The organism is Streptomyces sp. NPDC020958, from assembly GCF_055562175.1.
This window is the reverse complement of the sequence record NZ_JBVHFU010000003.1, coordinates 52746-72715: the sequence shown is the minus strand read 5'-3', so window position 1 is coordinate 72715 and position 19970 is coordinate 52746. Positions and strand designations below refer to the sequence as shown.

The 19970-nt window shown below is 71.8% G+C and carries 16 protein-coding genes; 5 read left to right on the top strand and 11 right to left on the bottom strand.

Annotated features, from left to right (window positions below; translation table 11 throughout):
- Window positions 1–135 precede the first annotated feature (135 nt).
- Window positions 136–687: a transcriptional regulator NrdR gene (gene nrdR, locus ACZ3KP_RS10640; protein WP_467498201.1), complete on the bottom strand. Its 552-nt coding sequence runs from the start codon at window positions 685–687 to the stop codon at window positions 136–138.
- 502 nt (window positions 688–1189) lie between these two features.
- On the opposite strand from nrdR, the gene lexA reads away from it, so the two are divergent.
- Window positions 1190–1969, top strand: coding sequence for a transcriptional repressor LexA (gene lexA / locus ACZ3KP_RS10635; protein ID WP_132893616.1), 780 nt, complete (start codon window positions 1190–1192; stop codon window positions 1967–1969).
- 159 nt (window positions 1970–2128) lie between these two features.
- Here the strand turns inward: lexA and ACZ3KP_RS10630 are convergent, their stop codons facing one another.
- From ACZ3KP_RS10630 to ACZ3KP_RS10615, 4 genes are all read right to left on the bottom strand, one after another.
- Complete coding sequence (locus tag ACZ3KP_RS10630) at window positions 2129–4105, bottom strand: ATP-dependent DNA helicase (RefSeq protein WP_467498199.1); 1977 nt, start codon at window positions 4103–4105, stop codon at window positions 2129–2131.
- A 203-nt stretch (window positions 4106–4308) separates the two neighbouring features.
- Window positions 4309–5079, bottom strand: coding sequence for a GNAT family N-acetyltransferase (locus ACZ3KP_RS10625; RefSeq protein ID WP_467498197.1), 771 nt, complete (start codon window positions 5077–5079; stop codon window positions 4309–4311).
- A gap of 101 nt (window positions 5080–5180) precedes the next feature.
- Window positions 5181–7235 carry an IucA/IucC family protein gene (locus ACZ3KP_RS10620; RefSeq protein WP_467498195.1) on the bottom strand — a complete coding sequence of 685 codons (2055 nt, stop codon included), beginning with the start codon at window positions 7233–7235 and terminating at the stop codon, window positions 5181–5183.
- 164 nt (window positions 7236–7399) lie between these two features.
- Window positions 7400–8911 carry a diaminobutyrate--2-oxoglutarate transaminase family protein gene (locus ACZ3KP_RS10615; RefSeq protein ID WP_467498193.1) on the bottom strand — a complete coding sequence of 504 codons (1512 nt, stop codon included), beginning with the start codon at window positions 8909–8911 and terminating at the stop codon, window positions 7400–7402.
- A gap of 148 nt (window positions 8912–9059) precedes the next feature.
- Between ACZ3KP_RS10615 and ACZ3KP_RS10610 the strand changes: the two genes are divergently transcribed.
- The gene (locus tag ACZ3KP_RS10610) at window positions 9060–9257 is read left to right on the top strand and encodes a hypothetical protein (RefSeq protein WP_467498191.1); all 198 of its coding nucleotides are present in this window, start codon (window positions 9060–9062) and stop codon (window positions 9255–9257) included.
- A gap of 98 nt (window positions 9258–9355) precedes the next feature.
- Entirely contained in the window at window positions 9356–10579 is a 1224-nt protein-coding gene (locus ACZ3KP_RS10605; RefSeq protein WP_467498189.1) for a trypsin-like serine peptidase, read from the top strand.
- Between the two features lie 90 nt (window positions 10580–10669).
- On the opposite strand, the gene hflX is transcribed toward ACZ3KP_RS10605, so the two are convergent.
- The 6 genes from hflX to miaA form a co-directional block, all read right to left on the bottom strand.
- Window positions 10670–12160 (bottom strand): GTPase HflX, encoded by a 1491-nt coding sequence (hflX, locus tag ACZ3KP_RS10600; protein WP_467498187.1) that lies wholly within the window; start codon window positions 12158–12160, stop codon window positions 10670–10672.
- Window positions 12161–12368: 208 nt separating this feature from the next.
- The gene (locus ACZ3KP_RS10595) at window positions 12369–13883 is read right to left on the bottom strand and encodes a M1 family metallopeptidase (RefSeq protein WP_467498185.1); all 1515 of its coding nucleotides are present in this window, start codon (window positions 13881–13883) and stop codon (window positions 12369–12371) included.
- Between the two features lie 151 nt (window positions 13884–14034).
- Complete coding sequence (locus ACZ3KP_RS10590) at window positions 14035–16158, bottom strand: RelA/SpoT family protein (protein ID WP_467498183.1); 2124 nt, start codon at window positions 16156–16158, stop codon at window positions 14035–14037.
- Window positions 16159–16452: 294 nt separating this feature from the next.
- Window positions 16453–17316, bottom strand: coding sequence for a diaminopimelate epimerase (gene dapF / locus ACZ3KP_RS10585; RefSeq protein WP_467498181.1), 864 nt, complete (start codon window positions 17314–17316; stop codon window positions 16453–16455).
- 168 nt (window positions 17317–17484) lie between these two features.
- Complete coding sequence (locus tag ACZ3KP_RS10580; RefSeq protein WP_467499215.1) at window positions 17485–17991, bottom strand: hypothetical protein; 507 nt, start codon at window positions 17989–17991, stop codon at window positions 17485–17487.
- 107 nt (window positions 17992–18098) lie between these two features.
- Window positions 18099–19037 (bottom strand): tRNA (adenosine(37)-N6)-dimethylallyltransferase MiaA, encoded by a 939-nt coding sequence (gene miaA, locus ACZ3KP_RS10575; protein ID WP_467498179.1) that lies wholly within the window; start codon window positions 19035–19037, stop codon window positions 18099–18101.
- A gap of 181 nt (window positions 19038–19218) precedes the next feature.
- On the opposite strand from miaA, the gene ACZ3KP_RS10570 reads away from it, so the two are divergent.
- Together ACZ3KP_RS10570 and ACZ3KP_RS10565 are read left to right on the top strand one after the other, a co-directional pair.
- The gene (locus ACZ3KP_RS10570) at window positions 19219–19533 is read left to right on the top strand and encodes a hypothetical protein (protein WP_467498177.1); all 315 of its coding nucleotides are present in this window, start codon (window positions 19219–19221) and stop codon (window positions 19531–19533) included.
- A gap of 24 nt (window positions 19534–19557) precedes the next feature.
- Window positions 19558–19848 carry an antitoxin gene (locus ACZ3KP_RS10565; protein ID WP_467498175.1) on the top strand — a complete coding sequence of 97 codons (291 nt, stop codon included), beginning with the start codon at window positions 19558–19560 and terminating at the stop codon, window positions 19846–19848.
- Window positions 19849–19970 lie beyond the last annotated feature (122 nt).

Here is a 19970-nt window from a genome sequence, read left to right as displayed (position 1 = left end):
CTGAAATGCCACGATGTTCCCGTGACACGCTGTTCTGTTTCCGCGTCGCGGGCACGCTGAGCCGCCCCCACGACAAGTCCTGGATCGCCGTCCGACCACCGGACCCGAGTCCTCCGACCGGAACCGGTCCGCCCGTCAGTCGGCGATGTGGACGGGCGCGGGCACCCGAGCGGTCCCGCCTGGCCCGTGATCGTCCTCCTGGCTCCCCGCTGTCGCGCCTTCGTTGTCCGCGACCGGGTCCTGCGCCGCCTGCCTGAGTTCCGCGATCGCGGCCTCGAAGTCCTCGAGCGTGTCGAATGCCCGGTAGACGGAGGCGAATCGCAGGAAGGCGACCAGGTCGAGTTCTTGCAACGGGCCGAGTATGGCCAGCCCCACGTCGTGGGTGGTCAGCTCGGCGCTTCCGGTGGCCCGCACCGCCTCCTCGACCCGTTGGCCGAGCTGGGCGAGCGCGTCCTCGGTGACCGGTCGCCCCTGGCATGCCTTGCGCACACCGTTGATGACCTTGGTACGGCTGAACGGCTCGGTGACTCCGGACCGCTTCACCACCATGAGCGAGCACGTCTCCACGGTCGTGAAACGACGGGAGCAGTCAGGGCACTGGCGGCGCCTGCGGATCGACGTGCCGTCGTCGGTCGTGCGACTGTCGACGACCCGGCTGTCGGGGTGCCTGCAGAAGGGGCAGTGCATGATCTCCAACCCTCCTCACAGCAGACTCGACAGCCTCGCCGGACCTCATGGGTCCCGCGAAGCAGCCCCAAGCATAGGCGATCCCAGAGAGACCGGAGACCCGGGGGACCACAACTTGTGGGCCGCGGCCGCAATCCAACCACTAGATGTGGTGATTGGCTGATACATCGCCAGGTTGCGCGTGTCGCACACGTACCGCTACGGCGGATTCGGAGATAGCGTGAGCGCCGCACGGAGGTCGCGTGCGACTCCGGCGCAGATGGGGACGGATGTCCCGGTCGGCGACAGCACTGATGGCAGACTGGGGGCACCCACGAGGCCGTCACCGGCGGTGAAGAGTACAACAATGAACCTTTTTGCCCGCCGGACACCGCATGACCCATACACCCGGACACGTGATCGCGTCCGCTGAACCGCGTTTTTTCACTCGAACGTGTGTTTGGCGCAACCTTTCGAAAGCAACTACCGTTGTCCAGCAGGGAGACCATCGAGAGGGGCCGACGTGACCACGACCGCAGACAGTGCCACCATCACCGCCCAGGACCGCTCCCAGGGCCGAATCGACCCGGTGCACGCCATGAACGAAGCCGTGAATCCCGAGGGACACAAGCGTTCCCTGCCGGGCCGACCTCCAGGCATCCGGGCGGACAGCTCGGGCCTCACCGACCGGCAACGCCGGGTGATCGAGGTGATCCGGGACTCGGTGCAGCGACGGGGCTACCCGCCGTCGATGCGGGAGATCGGCCAGGCCGTCGGCCTGTCGAGCACGTCCTCGGTGGCCCACCAGCTGATGGCACTGGAGCGCAAGGGCTTCCTGCGCCGCGACCCGCACCGCCCACGCGCGTACGAGGTGCGGGGCTCCGACCAGGCCGTGACCGTGCAGCCCACGGACACCGCCGGCAAGCCCGCGGCGTCCTACGTCCCGCTGGTCGGCCGGATCGCCGCCGGTGGGCCGATCCTCGCCGAGGAGTCCGTCGAGGACGTCTTTCCCCTCCCCCGGCAGCTGGTCGGCGACGGCGAGCTGTTCGTCCTCAAGGTCGTCGGTGACTCCATGATCGAGGCCGCGATCTGCGACGGCGACTGGGTGACCGTCCGCCGCCAGCCGGTCGCCGAGAACGGCGACATCGTCGCCGCCATGCTCGACGGCGAGGCCACGGTCAAGCGCTTCAAGCGCGAGGACGGCCATGTCTGGCTCCTCCCCCACAACGCGGCCTACGAGCCGATCCCCGGCGACGACGCGACCATCCTCGGCAAGGTCGTCGCGGTACTGCGGCGCGTATGACGCCTGCGGCGGGCACTCATGCCTCCCGCCCTCAGATCGGGCCCCGGGACCCCTGCGCCGGTTCCGGGGTCCTGCATTGTCCGGCGCACCGCCGGACGCCTGCTCGCACCCGAGGGGTGGCCCCGTACCGTCACGGGACCGCCGGGACCACCCCTCGGATCACTCCGCCTCCGCCTGCCGTGCCAAGGCGTCGATCGCCGCCAGCGACTTCCGGACCTGGTTACGGTCCGTGGTGTACCAGAAGTCGGGGAGTGACGCCTTGAGATAGCTCCCGTACCGAGCGGTCGCCAGCCGCTGATCGAGTACGGCGACCACGCCCCGGTCCCCCGACGCCCGCACCAGCCGGCCGGCACCCTGGGCCATCAGCAGCGCGGCATGGGTGGCGGCGACCGCCATGAAGCCGTTGCCACCGGCGTCCTCCACCGCCTTCTGGCGCGCGCTCATCAAGGGGTCGTCGGGGCGCGGGAACGGGATCTTGTCCATGACGACCAGCTGGCAGCTGGGACCCGGGACGTCCACGCCTTGCCACAGGGACAGCGTGCCGAACAGACAGGTCCGGGGATCGGCCGCGAAGTTCTTGATCAGCTCGCCCAGAGTCTCCTCGCCCTGTAGGAGTATCGGGAACTCGGGGATCCGGACGCGCAGTTCGTCGGCGGCCTGCTGGGCGGCGCGCATCGAGGAGAAGAGGCCGAGGGTGCGGCCGCCGGCCGCCTGGATCAGCTCGGTCAGTTCGTCGAGCATGTCGGCGCGGTCGCCGTCCCGCGCGGGGCGGGCGAGGTGTTTGGCGACGTAGAGGATGCCCTGTTTCGGGTAATCGAAGGGCGAGCCGACGTCCACTCCCTTCCAGCGCGGGAAGTCCTCCCCCTCGGCGCCCTCCGGCGCGAGGCCGAGGGAGGCGCCCACGCCGTTGAAGTCGCCGCCGAGCTTGAGTGTCGCCGAGGTGAGGGTGACCGAACGGTCGGCGAAGAGCTTCTCCCGGAGCAGACCCGAGACGGACATCGGGGCGACGCGCAGGGAGGCACCGAAGCGGTCGTGGCGTTCGTACCAGACGACGTCCCACTCGGAGCCGTTCACGATCCGCTCGGCCACGTCGTGCACGCTCTCCACCGACGCCAGCGCCTGCTTGCGGACCGCGTCCTCGTCCTGGACGGACTTGTCCCGGGTCGTCCCGATCGCGGAGATCACCGTGCGGGACGCGTCCCGAAGCGCCGCGAGGGCATAGCCGAGATCCTCCGGGATCTCCTCCAGACGGCCCGGCAGGGCCAGCTCCATCAGCCGCTCGAAGCCCTCCGCGGCGGTCTGGAGCTGGTCGGCGGCCTTCTCGTCGACCAGCTTGGCGGCGCGCCGGACCGCGCGGTTGACCTGGCCCGGGGTGAGCTCGCCAGTGGCGACACCGGTGACCCGGGAGACCAGTTCGTGCGCCTCGTCCACGATCAGCACCTCGTGCTGGGGAAGCACGGGGGCGCCCTCGATGGCGTCGATCGCCAGCAGGGCGTGGTTGGTGACGACCACCTCGGCGAGCTTGGCGCGCTCGCGGGCCATCTCGGCGAAGCACTCGGCGCCGTAGGCGCACTTGGACGCACCGAGGCACTCCCGCGAGGAGACCGAGACCTGCGCCCATGCCTTGTCGGAGACACCCGGCGTCAGATCGTCACGGTCACCGCTCTCGGTCTCGTCGGCCCAGTCCCGCAGCCGCAGCAGGTCCTGCCCCAGCCTGCTGGTCGGGGCGGCCGCCTCGAACTGGTCGAACAGGCCATCTTCCTCGTCCTGCGGCACTCCCTCGTGCAGCCGGTGCAGACACAGGTAGTTCGACCTGCCCTTGAGCATCGCGAACTCCGGGCGGCGGCGCAGCAGCGGGTGCAGGGCGTCGACGGTCCGCGGCAGGTCCCGCTCCACGAGCTGTCTCTGCAGGGCGAGGGTCGCCGTCGCCACGACGACCCGCTCCCCGTGGGCGAGCGCGGGCACCAGATAGCCGAGCGACTTTCCGGTGCCGGTGCCGGCCTGGACCAGCAGATGGGATCCGTCGTCGATCGCTTCGGCGACCGATTCGGCCATGGTCACCTGGCCGGGGCGCTCCGTGCCGCCGACAGCTGTGACAGCGGCATGCAGGAGTTCAGGGAGTGAGGGCTTCGTCATAGCGCGACCACCCTACGGCCCTGCGCTGACAATCGGGCGGTCAAGACGGACGCGAGGGGTGCGAGCACGCCGAGGACTCCTCAAGGACGGGCCTGACGGAGAAGGGACGGGCCGGAATTCGGGCCGCCGCGATTTTCTTCGGGCGGCCGGGAACTCGATCGGCCGCCGCTTCGTACTACATGTGTGCACGCAGTCACTCAGCGCTACATCAGATGACGGAGGGCCCGGTCTCGGATCATGAGGGCGGCCCGTTTGGCAGGCAGGTCGACCTCGGCTGCGTAGCGGTAGCCCGCGTTGAGGAAGGCAGCCACGGAGGGGGTGTTGTGAAGATCAGGTTCCGCGACGACCCGCGCGCAGGCGGGGCGGTGGTCGAGTACGAGATCGGCGACGGCTCTCAGCAGGGCCGAGCCCAGTCCCTTTCCCCGGTCGGCGGCATCGCCGATGAGGAGGTGCAGTCCGGTGTCGTGCGGGCGGGCCGGATAGCGGCGGGCGAGCGGGTCGAGGTCGGCACGGTAGATCTCCCAGTAGCTCATGGGGGTGCCGTCCAGCAGGCCCAGACACGGGACGCTGCGTCCGTCACCGGCGAGTTGGCCGCGCAGGTGGTCCTCGGTCCGTGTCGGTGAGCCGGCCAACTGCCAGAACCTGGCCACTGCGGGGTCGTTCATCCAGCGGCTGATGACCGGGAGGTCCCGTTCCACCTGCGTCGGCACCAGCTGGAAGGAGCCGACCGGGGTCGGGGTCGGGCCCCAGGCGCCCACGTGGTCGAGCAGGTCCGGCGCGTCGGCAGGGCCCGGGGCCGGCCGGTCGGACGTCTTCCCGGCGAAGAGAGCGCGAAGTCCCGCGGGCAGACGGAGGTCCAGGGTGTCCTCGCAGTCCCCGGTGATCTCGGCGGGTCCGGAGCGGCCGGGGTGGCAGGGGCGGCCGGGACGGACCGGTACGGGGCCTGCGTCGGCGCTCGCGTCGGTGGGAGGCACGGTGCGCTCCTCTCAGGAGACGAGGTGGGTCATGTTCCTCGGTCGGTGAACGAAGGGGGTGGTCGGCGGAGTCGGTGAGGGGGTCGGTGTGGTCGGGCGAGTCAGGAGTGGAGGGGGTTGGCGATGGTGACGTAGACGGACTGGGTGTCGACCGGGCCGACGAGTTCGTCGAGGCCTTTCAGCCGGGTCAGCAGGTTGGCCTTGCAACGCAGGACGGGTGAGTCGAGCAGGCGGCCGGGCAGGGAGCTGTGCGATCGGGTGGGGCCGGCGGCCGTGTCGGTGAGGAACCGGCGGAACGCCGCGAGCAGCAGACGTTCGTCCGCGAGATGCTGGGAGCCGAACGCTCCGATGAGACCGAACACGTTGTTGATGCCGAGGTAGTAGGCGAAGCGCTCGTCGGTGGTCTCGTCGGAGACGAAGGTGTCGCTGTGTTCGCCGATGCCGGGCAGTTGGGCGTCGAGGTCGGCCCGCCGTGACTCGCGGAAGTAGTAGCCCTGGTTGTCACGGTAGCGGCCGCCGGCGGGCCAGCCCTCGGAGTCCAGCAGGAGCAGGGTGTTCTGCTGGTGCGCCTCCAGGGCGATGCCGGCCTCGCCGTCGAGCCACAGCAGCGGGCGGACGACCTGTTCCAGGTAGCGCAGGAACCACTCGGCGCTGACGGCGCTGACGGGCCGGCCGGTGCGTGCGGCGAGCCGGGCGACCACCCGGGCCAGCCGTGAGCGGTACGGCCGGGGCGGCCTGCCGTCCGCGGCCGGTGTGCCGTGGGGGCGTGCGGTGCCGTGAGGGTGTGGGGCGTCATGGGGGCGGGGGGCGTCATGGGGGCGTGGGGCGACCAGCCCGGCGACGCAGGACACGTCGTCGGCCGGGGCGAACGGGTTGTGCCGGATCATCACGTCGAGGCCGGGCACCGGCCGGCCGTCCTGGCCGTCGACGGCGAGCCAGGCGGGGTCGCGCACGACGTCGAACCCGGGGTGGGCGGCCTGCCACTGCTTGCCGAGGCCGGTGCGCAGCAGACGGTGCACCTCCACGCCACGGTGGAGTTCCTTGCGGAGGTTCTCGCGGCGGGAGTTGGTGATGCGCAGACCGAGCGACAGCTTGAGCATGGCGGCGGCGCCGGTGCGGTGGACGGTTCGTACGGAGGAGGTGGGGTGCCAGGGGGCGCCGAGGGGGCCCAGGTCGCGGAGCAGTCCGGCGTCGAGAAGGGCGGCGCTCTCCTCGCGGTGGCGGACCTCGCGGGCCTGCCAGGGATGCAGGGGCAGCGCGGCGGCATGGCCTTCGGGCAGCGGCAGGGGCGTCCCGGCGAGGCGTTCCATGAGGTGCGTCGCGGGGACCGGTCGGCCGCGTTCGGTCCAGGCCGAGTCGGTGGCGAGCAGCGAGGAGTGGACTGTCATCCAGTGCAGGGGGAAGGAGCCGCGCAGCTCCGGTGAGTACAGGCGGACTTCTGATTCGGTCAGGCCTTCGCGGCTCTTCGGGGTCGGGTGCAGGGGGTGGCCGAGGAGGAGCGCCTGCTCGGCGGCGAGGAAGCGGTCGGGGCCGTCGGTGGGATGGGCTCGCCGGTCGGCGATGAAGAGGGCCGTGCGGCGCAGAGAGTCGGCGACCCGGGCCACGAGGTCGTCGTCGGCGGGGGTGGCGGGAGCGGCCGGGGTGACGGGCGCGCTGTCGGCGACTCGGGGCGTGCCTGTGTCGGCGGCTCGGGCCGGTCGGCCGGGGTCGTTGTCGGTTCGGTCAGCCGTGCACGCCGCTGTCCGGGGCGTCTCCCGGGCGAGCAGGGCGGCGAGGGTGACCGCGTCCACGGGCGGGGCGGAGCCGGGGGCGCCGGCCAGCCGGGGCGGGCCGAAGCGGTGCCAGCCGGTCGGGGACCAGTGGCGGACCGGGGTGATCAGGGCCGTACCGCTGGCGGGCAGCGGGATGCGGAGGGTGCCGGTGTCCGGGGTGGGGAGGGCGGTCTCGCGCGTCCAGCAGCGCAGCAGGTTGTCCACGGCGGCGGCCTGGGCCGCGGTGTACGGGTCGAGGTGTTCCAGGGGGTCCCCGGGGTCGTCGTGCGGCCGCTCGGGCCGGAAGGCGCGGCCGCCTTGCGGGGGGACCGACTCGGCGAGCGGAACGCGGCGTGCCTGGGGGCCTGGGTCTCCGGGCTCGTCGGGGTGGGGGGTGGCGTTCAAGGGGTTCCTCGGGGCTCGGGCGGTGCGGGTTCGCCGTCCTGGGTCCTGACGGCAGAGACGGCCAGGACGAGGAGGTGCGGATGGTGTGGGGTTTCGTGCGGGGGCCGGTCGGCATGTGTCCGGACGTTGGACGGGCCGGGAGTCCCGGTCGCTTCCTGGTTTTCCTAGTCCTTCCGGACGCTTTCCTGGTCCGTTCGGACGCCGTGGCGGCCGGACGGGTCTCGGGCCACCGCGGCCACGGCGTCGGCGAGCCGGTCCAGTACGGCCTCCGCTTGTTCGTCGGTGACGGTCAGCGGCGGAAGGAGACGTACGACACCGGCGTGGCGGCCGCCGAGCTCGACGATCAGGCCCCGTTCCAGACAGGCACGCTGGACGGCGGCGGCCAGTCCCGGGGCGGCGGGGTGCGGGCCGGGTCCGGCGTCACCGTCCCGCTCGCCGGTCGCACCGCTGTCCGTGCCCGCGGGCCTGCCGTCCTGGCTCCCGGTCGTATCGGCGGAGCCGGTGGGCTTGCGCTGCCCCGGGCTCCGCTCCGCCTCCGGATCCACCATCTCCACGCCGATCATCAGACCCCGCCCCCGCACCTCCCCCACGCACGCGAAATCGTCCTGGAGTCCGCGCAGTCGGGTCAGCATGCGGGTGCCGAGCGCGCGGGCTCGGTCGGCGAGGGCGTTCTCGCGGACGTGGGCGAGGGTGGCCGTGCCGGCGGCCATGGCGAGTTGGTTGCCACGGAAGGTGCCGGCGTGGGCGCCGGGATCCCAGAGGTCGAGATCGTCGCGGTAGACGACGACCGCGAGGGGGAGGCTGCCGCCAATGGCCTTGGACAGGACCATCACGTCGGGGGTGATTCCGCTGTGCTCGACGGCCCAGAAGGCGCCGGTCCGGCCCACACCGGTCTGGATCTCGTCCGCGATGAGGGGGATGGACCGGTCGGCGGTGAGCCGGCGCATCCGGCGCAGCCAGTCGTCCGGTGCGGGATGCACCCCGCCCTCGCCCTGGACGGGTTCGAGGATCATGCCGGCGGGCAGCGGGACGCCGGACTTGGGGTCGTCGAGCAGCGACTCGGTCCAGCGGGCAGCGAGTTCGGCGCCGCGTGGGCCGCCGACGCCGAACGGGCAGCGGTAGTCCTGCGGATAGGGCAGCCTGGCGACCCGGACGTCACCGGCTCCGCCGGAGGCGGCCAGAGCACCGGCGGTCATCCCGTGGTAGGCGCCGGTGAAGGCGAGTACGCCGGTGCGCCCGGTCGCGGTGCGCACCAGTTTGAGGGCGGCTTCCACGGCGTCCGTCCCGGCGGGTCCGCAGAACTGGACGCGGGCGCGGTCGGCGAGGCCGGGTGGCAGGGTGCGGAACAGTTCGGTGACGAACGCGTCCTTGACAGGGGTCGCCAGGTCGAGGACGGAGAGCGGGGCGCCGGAGTCGAGTACTTTGCGGATCGCCTCGAGCACGACCGGGTGGTTGTGGCCGAGGGCGAGGGTGCCGGCACCGGAGAGGCAGTCCAGGTAACGGCGGCCGTCGGCGCCCTCGATGGTCATTCCGCGCGCCCGCACCGGCACGATGGGCAGGGCGCGCGCATAGGTACGGGCCCGCGATTCTCGCGCCGACTGGCGCCTGAGAATCCCCTCGTGCGCTGCGCGCGCTCCCCCGAACGTCTCCTCGGTCACCGACTCGGTCACGGCCACGGCTCGCTGTCCTCCCGCTGTCCAGAGGCGAGTTGTTCGGCGGGCACCGGACACGGACAGCCGGACCCCCACCGCTACAACCCCGGGCCGTCCGGCGGGTTACGGGTCGACTCGGAACAGTTGCCGACTCCTGGGATCCGCACTGGACGTGATCCGCCCCGGCGGGCTGGAGTTCGAGGGCGGTGAGTCCGCCTCACCACCGGCCCCGCCCCCGGGGGAGCTCGACCACGAGGCCCTCCACCGACCGCACCGGCTGTACCTGGAGTCGGCTGTGCGCACCCGCGACGACACCGGTTGCGCGCGCCCCGTCGACCCCGGCTGCGAACTGCGGTTGCCTCGCCGGTGAGGCCGTAGCGAAACCGTTGCCCAGCCGGGGATGGCCCCCCACAGCGAGCGCATAGTGTGTGGCGCTGAAGTCCTATGACAACAGGGGGAGTCACCACCATGCGATCCATCCGGCCGTCGTCCGTCCTTCGCCGGGGAGGGGGCACGCCCCGGGCGCTGGCGGCCGTCGCCCTCGCCTCGGCGCTGGCGCTCACCGCCACCGCCTGCAACGGCTCGGGCGACGACCGCGCGGGCGGCCCGGCGTCCGCGTCCGCCACGGCCGACCCCGGCGACGGCAAGATCAAGATCCCGGCGGACATCAGGAACAAGCTCAAGGAACACGGGATCGACATCGACAAGTGGAAGCACGGCGCCTGGAAGAAGTGGGACAGGCAGGAGTGGCTGCGCGAGGCCGACGATTTCATCAACCCCATCATCAAAGGCCTGTGGAACCCCGACCGGATGCGGGACGCCGACGACCCGGACCAGCACAAGGCCGTCGACGACAACGACCTCTCCGGTGACCAGGGCGTGACCGACCCGGCTCCGGCACCGGTGCCGGCGACGGCGGTGCGGCCGACGTACCACGCCGCGGCGGCCACGGCCGGGAAGGTCTTCTTCGACTCCCCCGAGGGCACGATGGTCTGCTCGGCGACGGTCGTCGAGGACCCCGCGCACCCGGGCAAGTCCAACCTGGTGTGGACGGCGGGGCACTGTGTGCACGCCGGCAAGAAGGGCGGCTGGTACCGCAACATCGCGTTCGTGCCGTCGTACAACGACAAGGGTCTGACCGGGGCGGCGCTGGCGAAGGCCACCCGGTCGGAGGTCGCGCCGTACGGCGTGTGGTGGGGTGACGGAGCGCGGACCTCGCAGCAGTGGATCGACCAGGGCGGGGAGACGGGCGGCCAGGGCGCCTCGTACGACTACGCCGTGATCCATGTGACTCCCGAGCAGGGCAGTGGCGGCAAGTCCCTGGAGGAGACGGTCGGTTCGGCGCTGCCGGTGAACTTCGACGCGCCGGCCGTTCCGAAGGTGTCGAGCATCACGGCCACCGGGTATCCGGCGGCCAAGCCGTACGACGGGTCCTTGCTGTACCAGTGCGCGGACAGGCCGGGGCGGCTGTCGATCGATGCCGCGGCACCGACGATGTACCGGATCGGGTGCACGATGACCGGCGGGGCGTCCGGCGGTGGCTGGGTGGAGAAGGGTGCCGACGGGAAGGTGGCGCTGGTGTCCAACACGTCCATCGGGCCGGTGAGTTCGGGGTGGCTGGCCGGGCCGCGGTTCGGGACCGTGGCGAAGGGTGTGTACGAGGCGGTCAGCACGGAGTTCGCTGATCAGTGAGGGGGCTGAGGTCGCCGTTCCACGCGCCCCCGGGTAAGTGAAAGGGCCGCCCCCTGGAAAACAGGGGGCGGCCCTTTCACTTACGAGCTGTCATGCAAGCGGTGCCGGAACATACGGCGCGAGTTCCGCTGCCAGTTCCTCGTGGACGCGGGCCTTGAGGAGGGTGCCCTCGGCGGTGTGCTCCTCCGAGAGGACCTCGCCCTCGTTGTGCGCGCGGGCGACCAGCTTGCCGTGGGTGTACGGGACCAGGGCCTCGATCTCCACCGACGGGCGGGGCAGGTCGTTGTCGAGGAGGGCGAGCAGTTCATCGATGCCCTGGCCCGTGCGGGCCGAGACGGCGATGGACCGCTTCTCGACACGGAGCAGGCGCTGCAGGACCAGGGGGTCCGCCGCGTCCGCCTTGTTGATGACGACGATCTCCGGGACGTCGGTGGCGCCGACGTCCCTGATCACCTCGCGCACCGCGGCCAGCTGCTCCTCCGGCGCCGGGTGCGAGCCGTCGACCACGTGCAGGATCAGGTCGGAGTCGCCGACCTCCTCCATGGTGGAGCGGAACGCCTCGACCAGGTGGTGGGGCAGGTGGCGGACGAATCCGACCGTGTCCGCCAGGGTGTACAGGCGGCCGCCGGGGGTCTCGGCCCGCCGGACCGTCGGGTCCAGGGTCGCGAACAGGGCGTTCTCGACCAGGACACCGGCACCCGTGAGGCGGTTGAGCAGGGAGGACTTGCCGGCGTTGGTGTAGCCCGCGATGGCGACGGAGGGCACCTTGTTGCGGCGGCGCTCCTGGCGCTTGATCTCGCGGCCGGTTTTCATCTCCGCGATCTCCCGGCGCATCTTCGCCATCTTCTCGCGGATCCGCCGCCGGTCCGTCTCGATCTTGGTCTCACCGGGACCACGCGTGGCCAGGCCGCCGCGACCGCCACCCATCTGCCGGGACAGCGACTGACCCCAGCCTCGCAGCCGCGGCAGCATGTACTGCATCTGCGCGAGCGCGACCTGCGCCTTGCCCTCGCGGGACTTGGCGTGCTGGGCGAAGATGTCCAGGATCAGGGCCGTCCGGTCGATGACCTTGACCTTGACGACGTCCTCCAGCTGGATCAGCTGGCCGGGGCTCAGCTCACCGTCGCAGATGACCGTGTCAGCGCCCGACTCGAGGACGATGTCGCGCAGCTCCAGGGCCTTGCCGGAGCCGATGTAGGTGGCCGCGTCGGGCTTGTCGCGGCGCTGGATGACGCCGTCGAGCACCAGCGCGCCCGCCGTCTCGGCGAGGGCGGCCAGCTCCGCGAGGGAGTTGTCCGCGTCCTGTGCGGTGCCCGAGGTCCACACCCCGACCAGTACGACCCGCTCCAGGCGGAGCTGCCGGTACTCGACCTCGGTGACGTCCTCGAGCTCGGTGGAGAGGCCGGCGACACGGCGCAGGGCCGCGCGCTCGGAGCGGTCGAACTGGTCGCCGTCCCGCTCTCCGTCGATCTCGTGGCTCCAGGCGACGTCCTCTTCCATCAGGGCATCGGCCCGAAGACCGTCGGGGTAGTCCTGCGCGAGGCGCCTGGTGTCCTGGGAAGGGGAAGAAGAGGAGGTCATTGGGTCCTTTGTGTCGATGGAATGCCGAAGTCGGCCGTTGTCAGTCCGACGACTGTTCAACGTACGAGTACCCGGGGAGATTCCCGCTGACCCGCGGCGTGCCGTGCCGACTCCATGATGGTCGCACGGCACGCGCCGCCTCGGCACCGTGTTATTCCCGGGGCCGCGTCATTCCCGGGGCCGCGTTATTCCCGGGGCAGCCCCGCCGTCACTTGTGCGCCTGCTTGCGCGGGGCCTGCTTGGCGGGTTGCTGCTTCCAGTCCGGGTGACCGGGCATGGGCGGGGTCTTCGCGCCGTACAGCCAGGGGTCGAGGAAGGCGGTGAGGTCACGGCCGGCGACCGCGGAGGCCAGGCGGACGAAGTCGGCGGTGCCGGCGTCGCCGTCCCGGTGGCTCTGCACCCAGATCCGCTCCAGGCGCTCGAAGGCGGGTTTGCCGATCTCCTGGCGCAGGGCGTAGAGGACGAGGGCCGCTCCGTCGTAGATGTTCGGCCGGAAGATGCTGATCTTCTGGCCCGGTGCGGGGGCCTTGGGCCGTGCGGGCGGTCCACCGGAGGCGCGCCAGGCGTCGGATTCGCCGTAGGCCGCCTTCATGCGGTCGATCATGGGGTGGTGGCTCTTCTCCTCCGCGTACAGCTCCTCGTACCAGGTGGCGTGCCCCTCGTTCAGCCAGACGTCCGACCACACGCGCGGGCTGACGCTGTCTCCGAACCACTGGTGCGAGAGCTCGTGGACCATGATCGACTCGATGTACCACTTGGGGTACGCGGGCTGGGTGAACAGGTTCTTCTCGAACAGCGAGAGGGTCTGGGTCTCCAGCTCGAACCCGGTCGTGGCCTGTGCCATGAGCACGCCGTACGTCTCGAACGGGAACGTGCCGACCTTGCTCTCCAGCCAGGCGATCTGGTCCGGCGTCCTGGCCAGCCAGGGTTCGAGTTTCTTGGCGTCGGCACGGGGGACGACGTCCCGGACCGGCAGTCCGTGCGGCCCCTTGCGGTGCAGGACGGCGGAGTGGCCGATGGAGACCTGGGCCAGCTCGGTGGCCATGGGGTGCTGGGTGCGGTAGGTCCAGGTGGTCCGGCCGCCGGTCCGGGCGGCCTCGGTGGACAGTCCGTTGGCGACGACCGTGTAGTCGTCCGGGGCGGTCACGTGGAAGGTGAACATCGCCTTGTCGGACGGGTGGTCGTTGCACGGGAAGACCAGGTGGGCGGCGTCCGCCTGGTTGGCCATGGCGAGTCCGTCGGTGGTGCGCACCCAGCCGCCGTCCTGGTCCTTGGCGGGCACCGGGTCGCTGGTGTGCCGCACCGTGATCCGGGTCCAGCTGCCCTTCCGCAGCGGCCGGTCGGGCGTGACGACCAGATCCTCACCGGCGCTCGCGTAGTCGGCGGGCCGGCCGTCGACCTCCACGGACTCGACCTTGCCGTGCGCGAAGTCGAGGTTGACCCGGTCCAGGTCCGCGGTGGTGACGGCGTCGATGGTGGTGACCGCCTGGAGCGGCTTGTCGTTGCGGCCGGGGTAGGTGAAGGAGAGGTCGTACGACGCCACGTCGTACCCGGGGTTGCCGAGGTAGGGGAAGAGCCGGTCGCCGAGGCCCAGCGGGACCGGCGGTGCGCTCGCGCCCAGCAGGGCGACGGAGACGGCGGAGGCGAGAAGGGCGGCGGCCCGCCGGGGCCGGGACGGGCGGCTACGGCGCGGCAGCGGGCCGGTGCGGAGGGTGAGCGGCATGGACCACCGCTACCAGCGCGGTCCCGGTCGGCCGGGACGACTCGCGACCAAACCACTCGAACGAGTACTTCAACGGCCCATACCGTCCCGCCGGGCACGTCACCGGTGAAGCGCGCGGCTCGGTGTCACCGGTGAGGCGCGCGGCTCGGTGTCACTGGTGTTGCGCGCGGCCCACGTCGTACACGCCCGGTACGTTGCGCATCGCGCGCATCAGGTCCGGCAGGTGGGCCGCGTCGGGGAGTTCGACGGTGTAGGTGTGGCGCACGCGCTGCTGGCTGGGCGGTTCCACGGTCGCCGAGACGATCTCGGCGCCCTCCTGGGCCATCGCCTCGGTGAGGTCGGCGAGCAGATGGGGGCGGCCGAACGATTCGGCGACCAGGGTGACCCGGCAGGCGGCACTGTCGCCCCAGCTCACGGCCATCTCCGGGCGGCCGGTGCCCTTCATGTGGGCCACCGCGGCGCATTCCACGCGGTGCACGGTGACCACTCCCCCGCGTACCGCGAAACCGGTGACCTCGTCGGGGGGTACGGGGGTGCAGCAGCCGGCCAGCCGTACGGTCGCGTCAGGCCGGTCGGCGACCACGGCGCTGGCGGTGCGGGGGGCGGGTGCCTGGGGTTCGGGGGCGGGGCGGCTGGGGACGGGGGCCGGTGGTTCCTCCGCGGCGGTCGCCGGGTGGGTGGCGATCCAGCGCTGGATGGCGATGCGGGCGGCGGGCGTGTGGGCGTGCTCCAGCCATTCCCTGGAGGGCTCGGAGGCCGGGTCCTGGCCCATCAGGAGCTGGACGGTGTCGCCGTCCCGCAGGACCGTGCTGAGGGTCGCGAGCCGGCCGTTGACACGGGCGCCGATACAGGCGTGGGCGTCCTCGCCGTACTGGGCGTACGCGGCGTCCACGCAGGTGGCGCCCTCGGGGAGGCCGAGGGTGCCCCCGTCGGGACGGAAGACGGTGATCTCGCGGTCCTGGGCGAGGTCCTCGCGCAGGGTGGACCAGAAGGTGTCGGTGTCGGGCGCGGCCTTCTGCCAGTCGAGCAGGCGGGAGAGCCAGCCAGGACGGGTGGGGTCGGCACGCTCGCCGTCGGCCGCGTCGTCCGTGGGGTCCGCCGCGGGCGCCTCGGCGGCCTGCGCGTAGGGGTTGCCGAGGGCGACCACGCCGGCCTCGGCGACCTTGTGCATCTGGTGGGTGCGGATGAGGACCTCGGCCACCTGGCCGTCGGCACGGGCGACCGCCGTGTGCAGCGACTGGTACAGGTTGAACTTCGGTACGGCGATGAAGTCCTTGAACTCCGACACCACCGGGGTCAGACAGGTGTGCAGTTCCCCGAGGACGGCGTAACAGTCCGCGTCCTCGTTGACCAGCACCAGCAGCCGGCCGAAGTCGCAGCCGCGCAGTTCGCCGCGCTTGCGGCTGACCCGGTGGACGGAGACGAAGTGCCGGGGACGGATGAGGACCTCGGCCGGGATGTCGGCCTCGCGCAGCACTCCGCGCACCTCGTCGGCGATGTCCGCGAGCGGGTCGTCCGCGCGGGCCGTGTTCGCCGCGATCAGCTCGCGGGTGTGCTCGTACTCCTCGGGGTGCAGGATCGCGAAGACCAGGTCCTCCAGTTCGGTCTTCAGCGCCTGCACGCCTAGTCGCTCGGCGAGCGGGATGAGGACGTCCCGGGTGACCTTGGCGATGCGTTCCTGTTTCTCGCGGCGCATCACGCCGAGGGTGCGCATGTTGTGCAGCCGGTCGGCGAGCTTGATCGACATCACCCGGACGTCGCTGCCGGTGGCGACGAGCATCTTCCGGAAGGTCTCGGGCTCGGCGGCGGCCCCGTAGTCGACCTTCTCGAGTTTCGTCACCCCGTCGACCAGATAGCGGACCTCCGCGCCGAACTCCTCCCCGACCTGGTCGAGCGTCACCTCGGTGTCCTCGACGGTGTCGTGGAGCAGAGAGGCCGTCAGGGTCGTGGTCTCGGCGCCGAGTTCGGCGAGGATCAGGGTGACCGCGAGCGGGTGCGTGATGTACGGCTCGCCGCTCTTGCGCATCTGGCCGCGGTGCGAGGACTCGGCCAGGACGTAGGCGCGGCGCAGTGGTTCGAGGTCGGCGTCGGGGTAGTGGGCACGGTGCGCCTCGGCGACATGGCCGATGGCGTCCGGGAGTCTGCCGCGGGCGGCGTTGCCGAGCAACGCGGCCAGACCGAGTCGACGCAGGTCGATCCGGGGGCGGGCCTTCCTGCGGGCCACCGTGGGCACGACAGGCCCGGGCGTCGCAGGGTTCGTGGCCTCCGCACTCATGGGCACCTCCGGCTCGTGGACCGGCGGACGGGGCCCCAGGGCATACGTGGCTCAGGGATGGGCGACGTCCCCCCGTCCGTGCCGGTGCTTGATGCTACCGAGCCCATCGGGCCCGATTGACCGGCTCCCGCCGAGCGTGAAACGGATCACCCCATCGAGCGACGATTTCGAGGTTTACGATTTTGCGCCACCTGTTCGGCGGGTGGCCGACGTTTTGCGCCACGCGGGCGACGGCTACCGTGGATCCGGGTGTCGCACAACGGCCCGGACCACGGTTCACGATGTCAGGTCGCCTCAACGGAGGGCGTTTTCCAGCCAGTCGGCGTCGATCTCGCCCTCGGCCACGATCACGGCGGGGCCTGTCATCTCGATCTCTCCGTCGGGCCGTTCGGTGATGACGAGCCGTCCGCCGGGCAGATCCACGGTGTACGTCGCCGGGGTGCCACTGACGGCGGGGTCGGCGCCGTCACGGCGGATGGCGGCGACGGCGACCGCGCAGGCGCCGGTGCCGCAGGAGCGGGTCTCACCGGAGCCGCGCTCGTGGACGCGCATCGCGACGTGGCGGGGGCCGCGGTCCACGACGAACTCGACGTTGACCCCTTCGGGGTAGGCCGACGGCGGGCTGAAGGGGGGCGGGGTGTGAAGATCCCCGGCGTCGGCGAGGTCCGCGACGAAGGCGACGGCGTGCGGGTTGCCCATGTTCACGTTCAGCGCGGGCCAGGTGCGGCCGCCGACGGACACGGTGACGTCGCCCTCCGGGAGACGGGCGCGGCCCATGCCGACGGTGATGTCACCGGCCTTGTCGATGTGAACGGTCTTGACGCCCCCACGGGTGGCGACGGCGAGGTCCCCCTCCGTGACGTGGCCGGCCTGCTGGAGGTAGCGGGCGAAGACGCGGACGCCGTTGCCGCACATCTCGGCGATCGAGCCGTCGCCGTTGCGGTAGTCCATGAACCACTCGGCGTCGGCGGCCATCCCCCTGGCCTCGGGGTGCGCGGCGGAGCGTACGACGTGCAGCACGCCGTCGGCGCCGATGCCGGCGCGGCGGTCGCAGAGAGCGGCGACGGCGGCCGGGGTGAGGTCGAGGGCGTTGTCCGGGTCCGGGACGATCACGAAGTCGTTCTCGGTGCCGTGGCCCTTGAGGAAGGGGATGCTCATCCTTCGAGGGTAAGGGAGGGGTGCGTCGCATCCCGGCCGCGGGGCGGTGGGGGCTGGGCGCGCCCTCGCAGCGGTGACCGCACGCCCGACACAGCCTCGCGCCCCTACCAGGCCCGCGCGCGTTCAGGCCCGCGCCCCTTTTCGGGGCGCTCCGCCGAGAGGCCTTTTTCAGCGCAGGCGCGCCACGCGCCAGACGGCCAGGACGACCACGATCGCCACCAGCACCGCGTAACCGATCACCACGCGCCAGTCGGGCCTGCGGCCCGAGCCCCTCGCCGGGACGCCCGGCCAGGTGTAGCCGACCCTGCGGGCGGCCGTCATGCCCCAGCCGGCCGCGCAGAAGCAGATCAGCAGGCCCAGCATCGCGATCACCGCGCCGCTGTCGCCGAAGTCGAAGGCGAGCGGGAAGGCGAACATCAGGGAGCCGACCGCGGCCAGGCTCACGATGGGGGCCAGCTGCCACAGGCGCAGGCGGCGCTGCGGGCGGAGTTCGACCTCCACCTCGGGGCCGCTCGCGAACATCTCCTCCGGCTCGGGACCGTCGGCGGTCACACCGCCGTCCACCGTGTCGTCCGGGCCGTCCGAGCTCAGCCTGTCCTCGGCCTCTTCGGTCTCACTGCGCCCGACTGCGACATGTTCGGTGTCTTGTGCGGTGTCGCGAGGGCCGGCCTCCATCGCCACGCGCCCTCCCAACCTAGGACTCCACTTGCGATCGAAGCTCGATGATGGCACGGCGCCGGAGGCCGGGATGACCGGTGGCGCATCCCGATGCCATGACGTGATCAGGCTGTGACCGGTCGTTCGACCAACGCCAGGGCCAGTCGCGGAAGTTCCTCGCGGTCCGCAGCGGCCCCACTCAACCAGTGCACGCGCGGGTCGCGCCTGAACCATGAATCCTGACGGCGCGCGAAGCGTTTGGTGGCACGGACGGTCTCGGTACGGGCCTCCGCTTCCGTGTACTCCCCGGCGAGCGCCGCCAGGATCTGCTGGTAGCCGAGGGCGCGCGACGCCGTGCGGCCCTCGCGCAGCCCGTGCGCCTCCAGTGCGCGCACCTCGTCCACGAGGCCGGCCTCCCACATCCGGTCGACGCGCAGCGCGATGCGCTCGTCGAGTTCGGGGCGGGTCACGTCGACGCCGATCTGGACGGTGTCGTACACCGAGTCGTGGCCCGGCAGGTTGGCCGTGAAGGGGCGGCCGGTGATCTCGATCACCTCCAGGGCGCGGACGATACGGCGGCCGTTGCTGGGCAGGATGGCGCGTCCGGCCTCGGGGTCGGCGGCGGACAGCCGGGCGTGCAGGGCGCCGGAGCCGCGCAGGACGAGCTCCTCCTCCAGGCGGGCCCGGACCTCGGGGTCGGTACCGGGGAACTCCAGGTTGTCGACGGCGCCGCGGACGTACAGCCCGCTGCCGCCGACCAGGATCGGCCAGCGGCCCTCGGCGAGCAGGGCGTCGATGCGGGCGCGGGCCAGCCGCTGGTACTCGGCGACGGAGGCGGTGACGGTCACGTCCCAGATGTCGAGGAGGTGGTGCGGGACGCCGGCGCGCTCCTCGGGCGTCAGCTTGGCGGTGCCGATGTCCATCCCCCGGTACAGCTGCATGGAGTCGGCGTTGACGACCTCCCCGCCGAGCCGTTGGGCCAGGAAGACGCCGAGATCGGATTTTCCGGCCGCGGTGGGGCCGACGACGGCGATGACACGGGGGGCCGAGGGTGCGGTGCTCACCGCACCAGTCTCGCAAACCTCCGAAGCGGGTCTCGAACGAGTTACGTGACGGTCCGTGTCCGGGCTTCGTTGCCCGTTGCGAGGTTCCTGCCGCCCACGAGAGGCGGCGACCGGGGTGGCGCCGACGGGACGCACCGGGTCACGCGGGATTTCGCTCGCACGAGTAACGTATGGAGTGGATATGGGCGTTTTTGCATGGCTCCTCGGGAAGAAGCCGAAGGCGACGGAGGAGGCGACCGCCACGACAGCGGCGGAGGACGCGATGGCGGACACGGCGGTGGATCCGGTGGCGGGTTCGGTGGTGGATCCGGTGGCGGACTCGGCGCCGGCCGACAAGGGCGACGGCAGCGGAGGTGACGCCGGTCCGGAGGCCCGTACGGAGCCGGAGCCCGAGCGCGACGCCTCGGTCGCCGCCGCCGAGAGCACCGAGATCCCCCAGCAGCAGTCCGCGCGGGAGGCCGCCGACAACGAGGCCGGCGAGAGCGCCCGCACATAACAAGCCCGCGAGGGAAGGTGGACCATGGGTCTTTTGGAGAATTTGAAGGCCAAGCTCGCCCCGGCCAAGGACAAGGCCTCTCACCTCGCGCAGCAGCACGAGGACACGATCGACAAGCTCCAGCACGGCATGGAGAAGGCCGCGCGGGTCGTCGACGAGAAGACCAAGGGCAAGTACAGCGACAAGATCCAGACGGGGACGGGCAAGGCCAAGCACGCGATGGACCGGTTCGTGCACCCGGACGCCATGGGTGGTACGACGCCGGCCGACCCCACCACCCCGACCCGGTCGGAGGGGCCGCCGCCGGCCTCCTGAGCCGCGCGGGTCCCGTGGCACGGCGGACGGACGGGAGTCACCGGGGCTCCCGGCCGGGGGGGGGGGGCCCGCCCGGGCCGGGGGCGCGGGCGGGGGGGGGGGCGGGCCGGGGGGGGGCCGGG

Bases quoted from the DNA above. Each gene is read 5' to 3' on its own strand.
- nrdR (WP_467498201.1), bottom strand. From the start codon at position 687: ATGCACTGCCCCTTCTGCAGGCACCCCGACAGCCGGGTCGTCGACAGT.
- ACZ3KP_RS10630 (WP_467498199.1), bottom strand. From the start codon at position 4,105: ATGACGAAGCCCTCACTCCCTGAACTCCTGCATGCCGCTGTCACAGCT.
- ACZ3KP_RS10605 (WP_467498189.1), top strand. From the start codon at position 9,356: ATGCGATCCATCCGGCCGTCGTCCGTCCTTCGCCGGGGAGGGGGCACG.
- hflX (WP_467498187.1), bottom strand. From the start codon at position 12,160: ATGACCTCCTCTTCTTCCCCTTCCCAGGACACCAGGCGCCTCGCGCAG.
- ACZ3KP_RS10595 (WP_467498185.1), bottom strand. From the start codon at position 13,883: ATGCCGCTCACCCTCCGCACCGGCCCGCTGCCGCGCCGTAGCCGCCCG.
- ACZ3KP_RS10590 (WP_467498183.1), bottom strand. From the start codon at position 16,158: ATGAGTGCGGAGGCCACGAACCCTGCGACGCCCGGGCCTGTCGTGCCC.
- dapF (WP_467498181.1), bottom strand. From the start codon at position 17,316: ATGAGCATCCCCTTCCTCAAGGGCCACGGCACCGAGAACGACTTCGTG.
- ACZ3KP_RS10580 (WP_467499215.1), bottom strand. From the start codon at position 17,991: ATGGAGGCCGGCCCTCGCGACACCGCACAAGACACCGAACATGTCGCA.
- ACZ3KP_RS10570 (WP_467498177.1), top strand. From the start codon at position 19,219: ATGGGCGTTTTTGCATGGCTCCTCGGGAAGAAGCCGAAGGCGACGGAG.
- ACZ3KP_RS10565 (WP_467498175.1), top strand. From the start codon at position 19,558: ATGGGTCTTTTGGAGAATTTGAAGGCCAAGCTCGCCCCGGCCAAGGAC.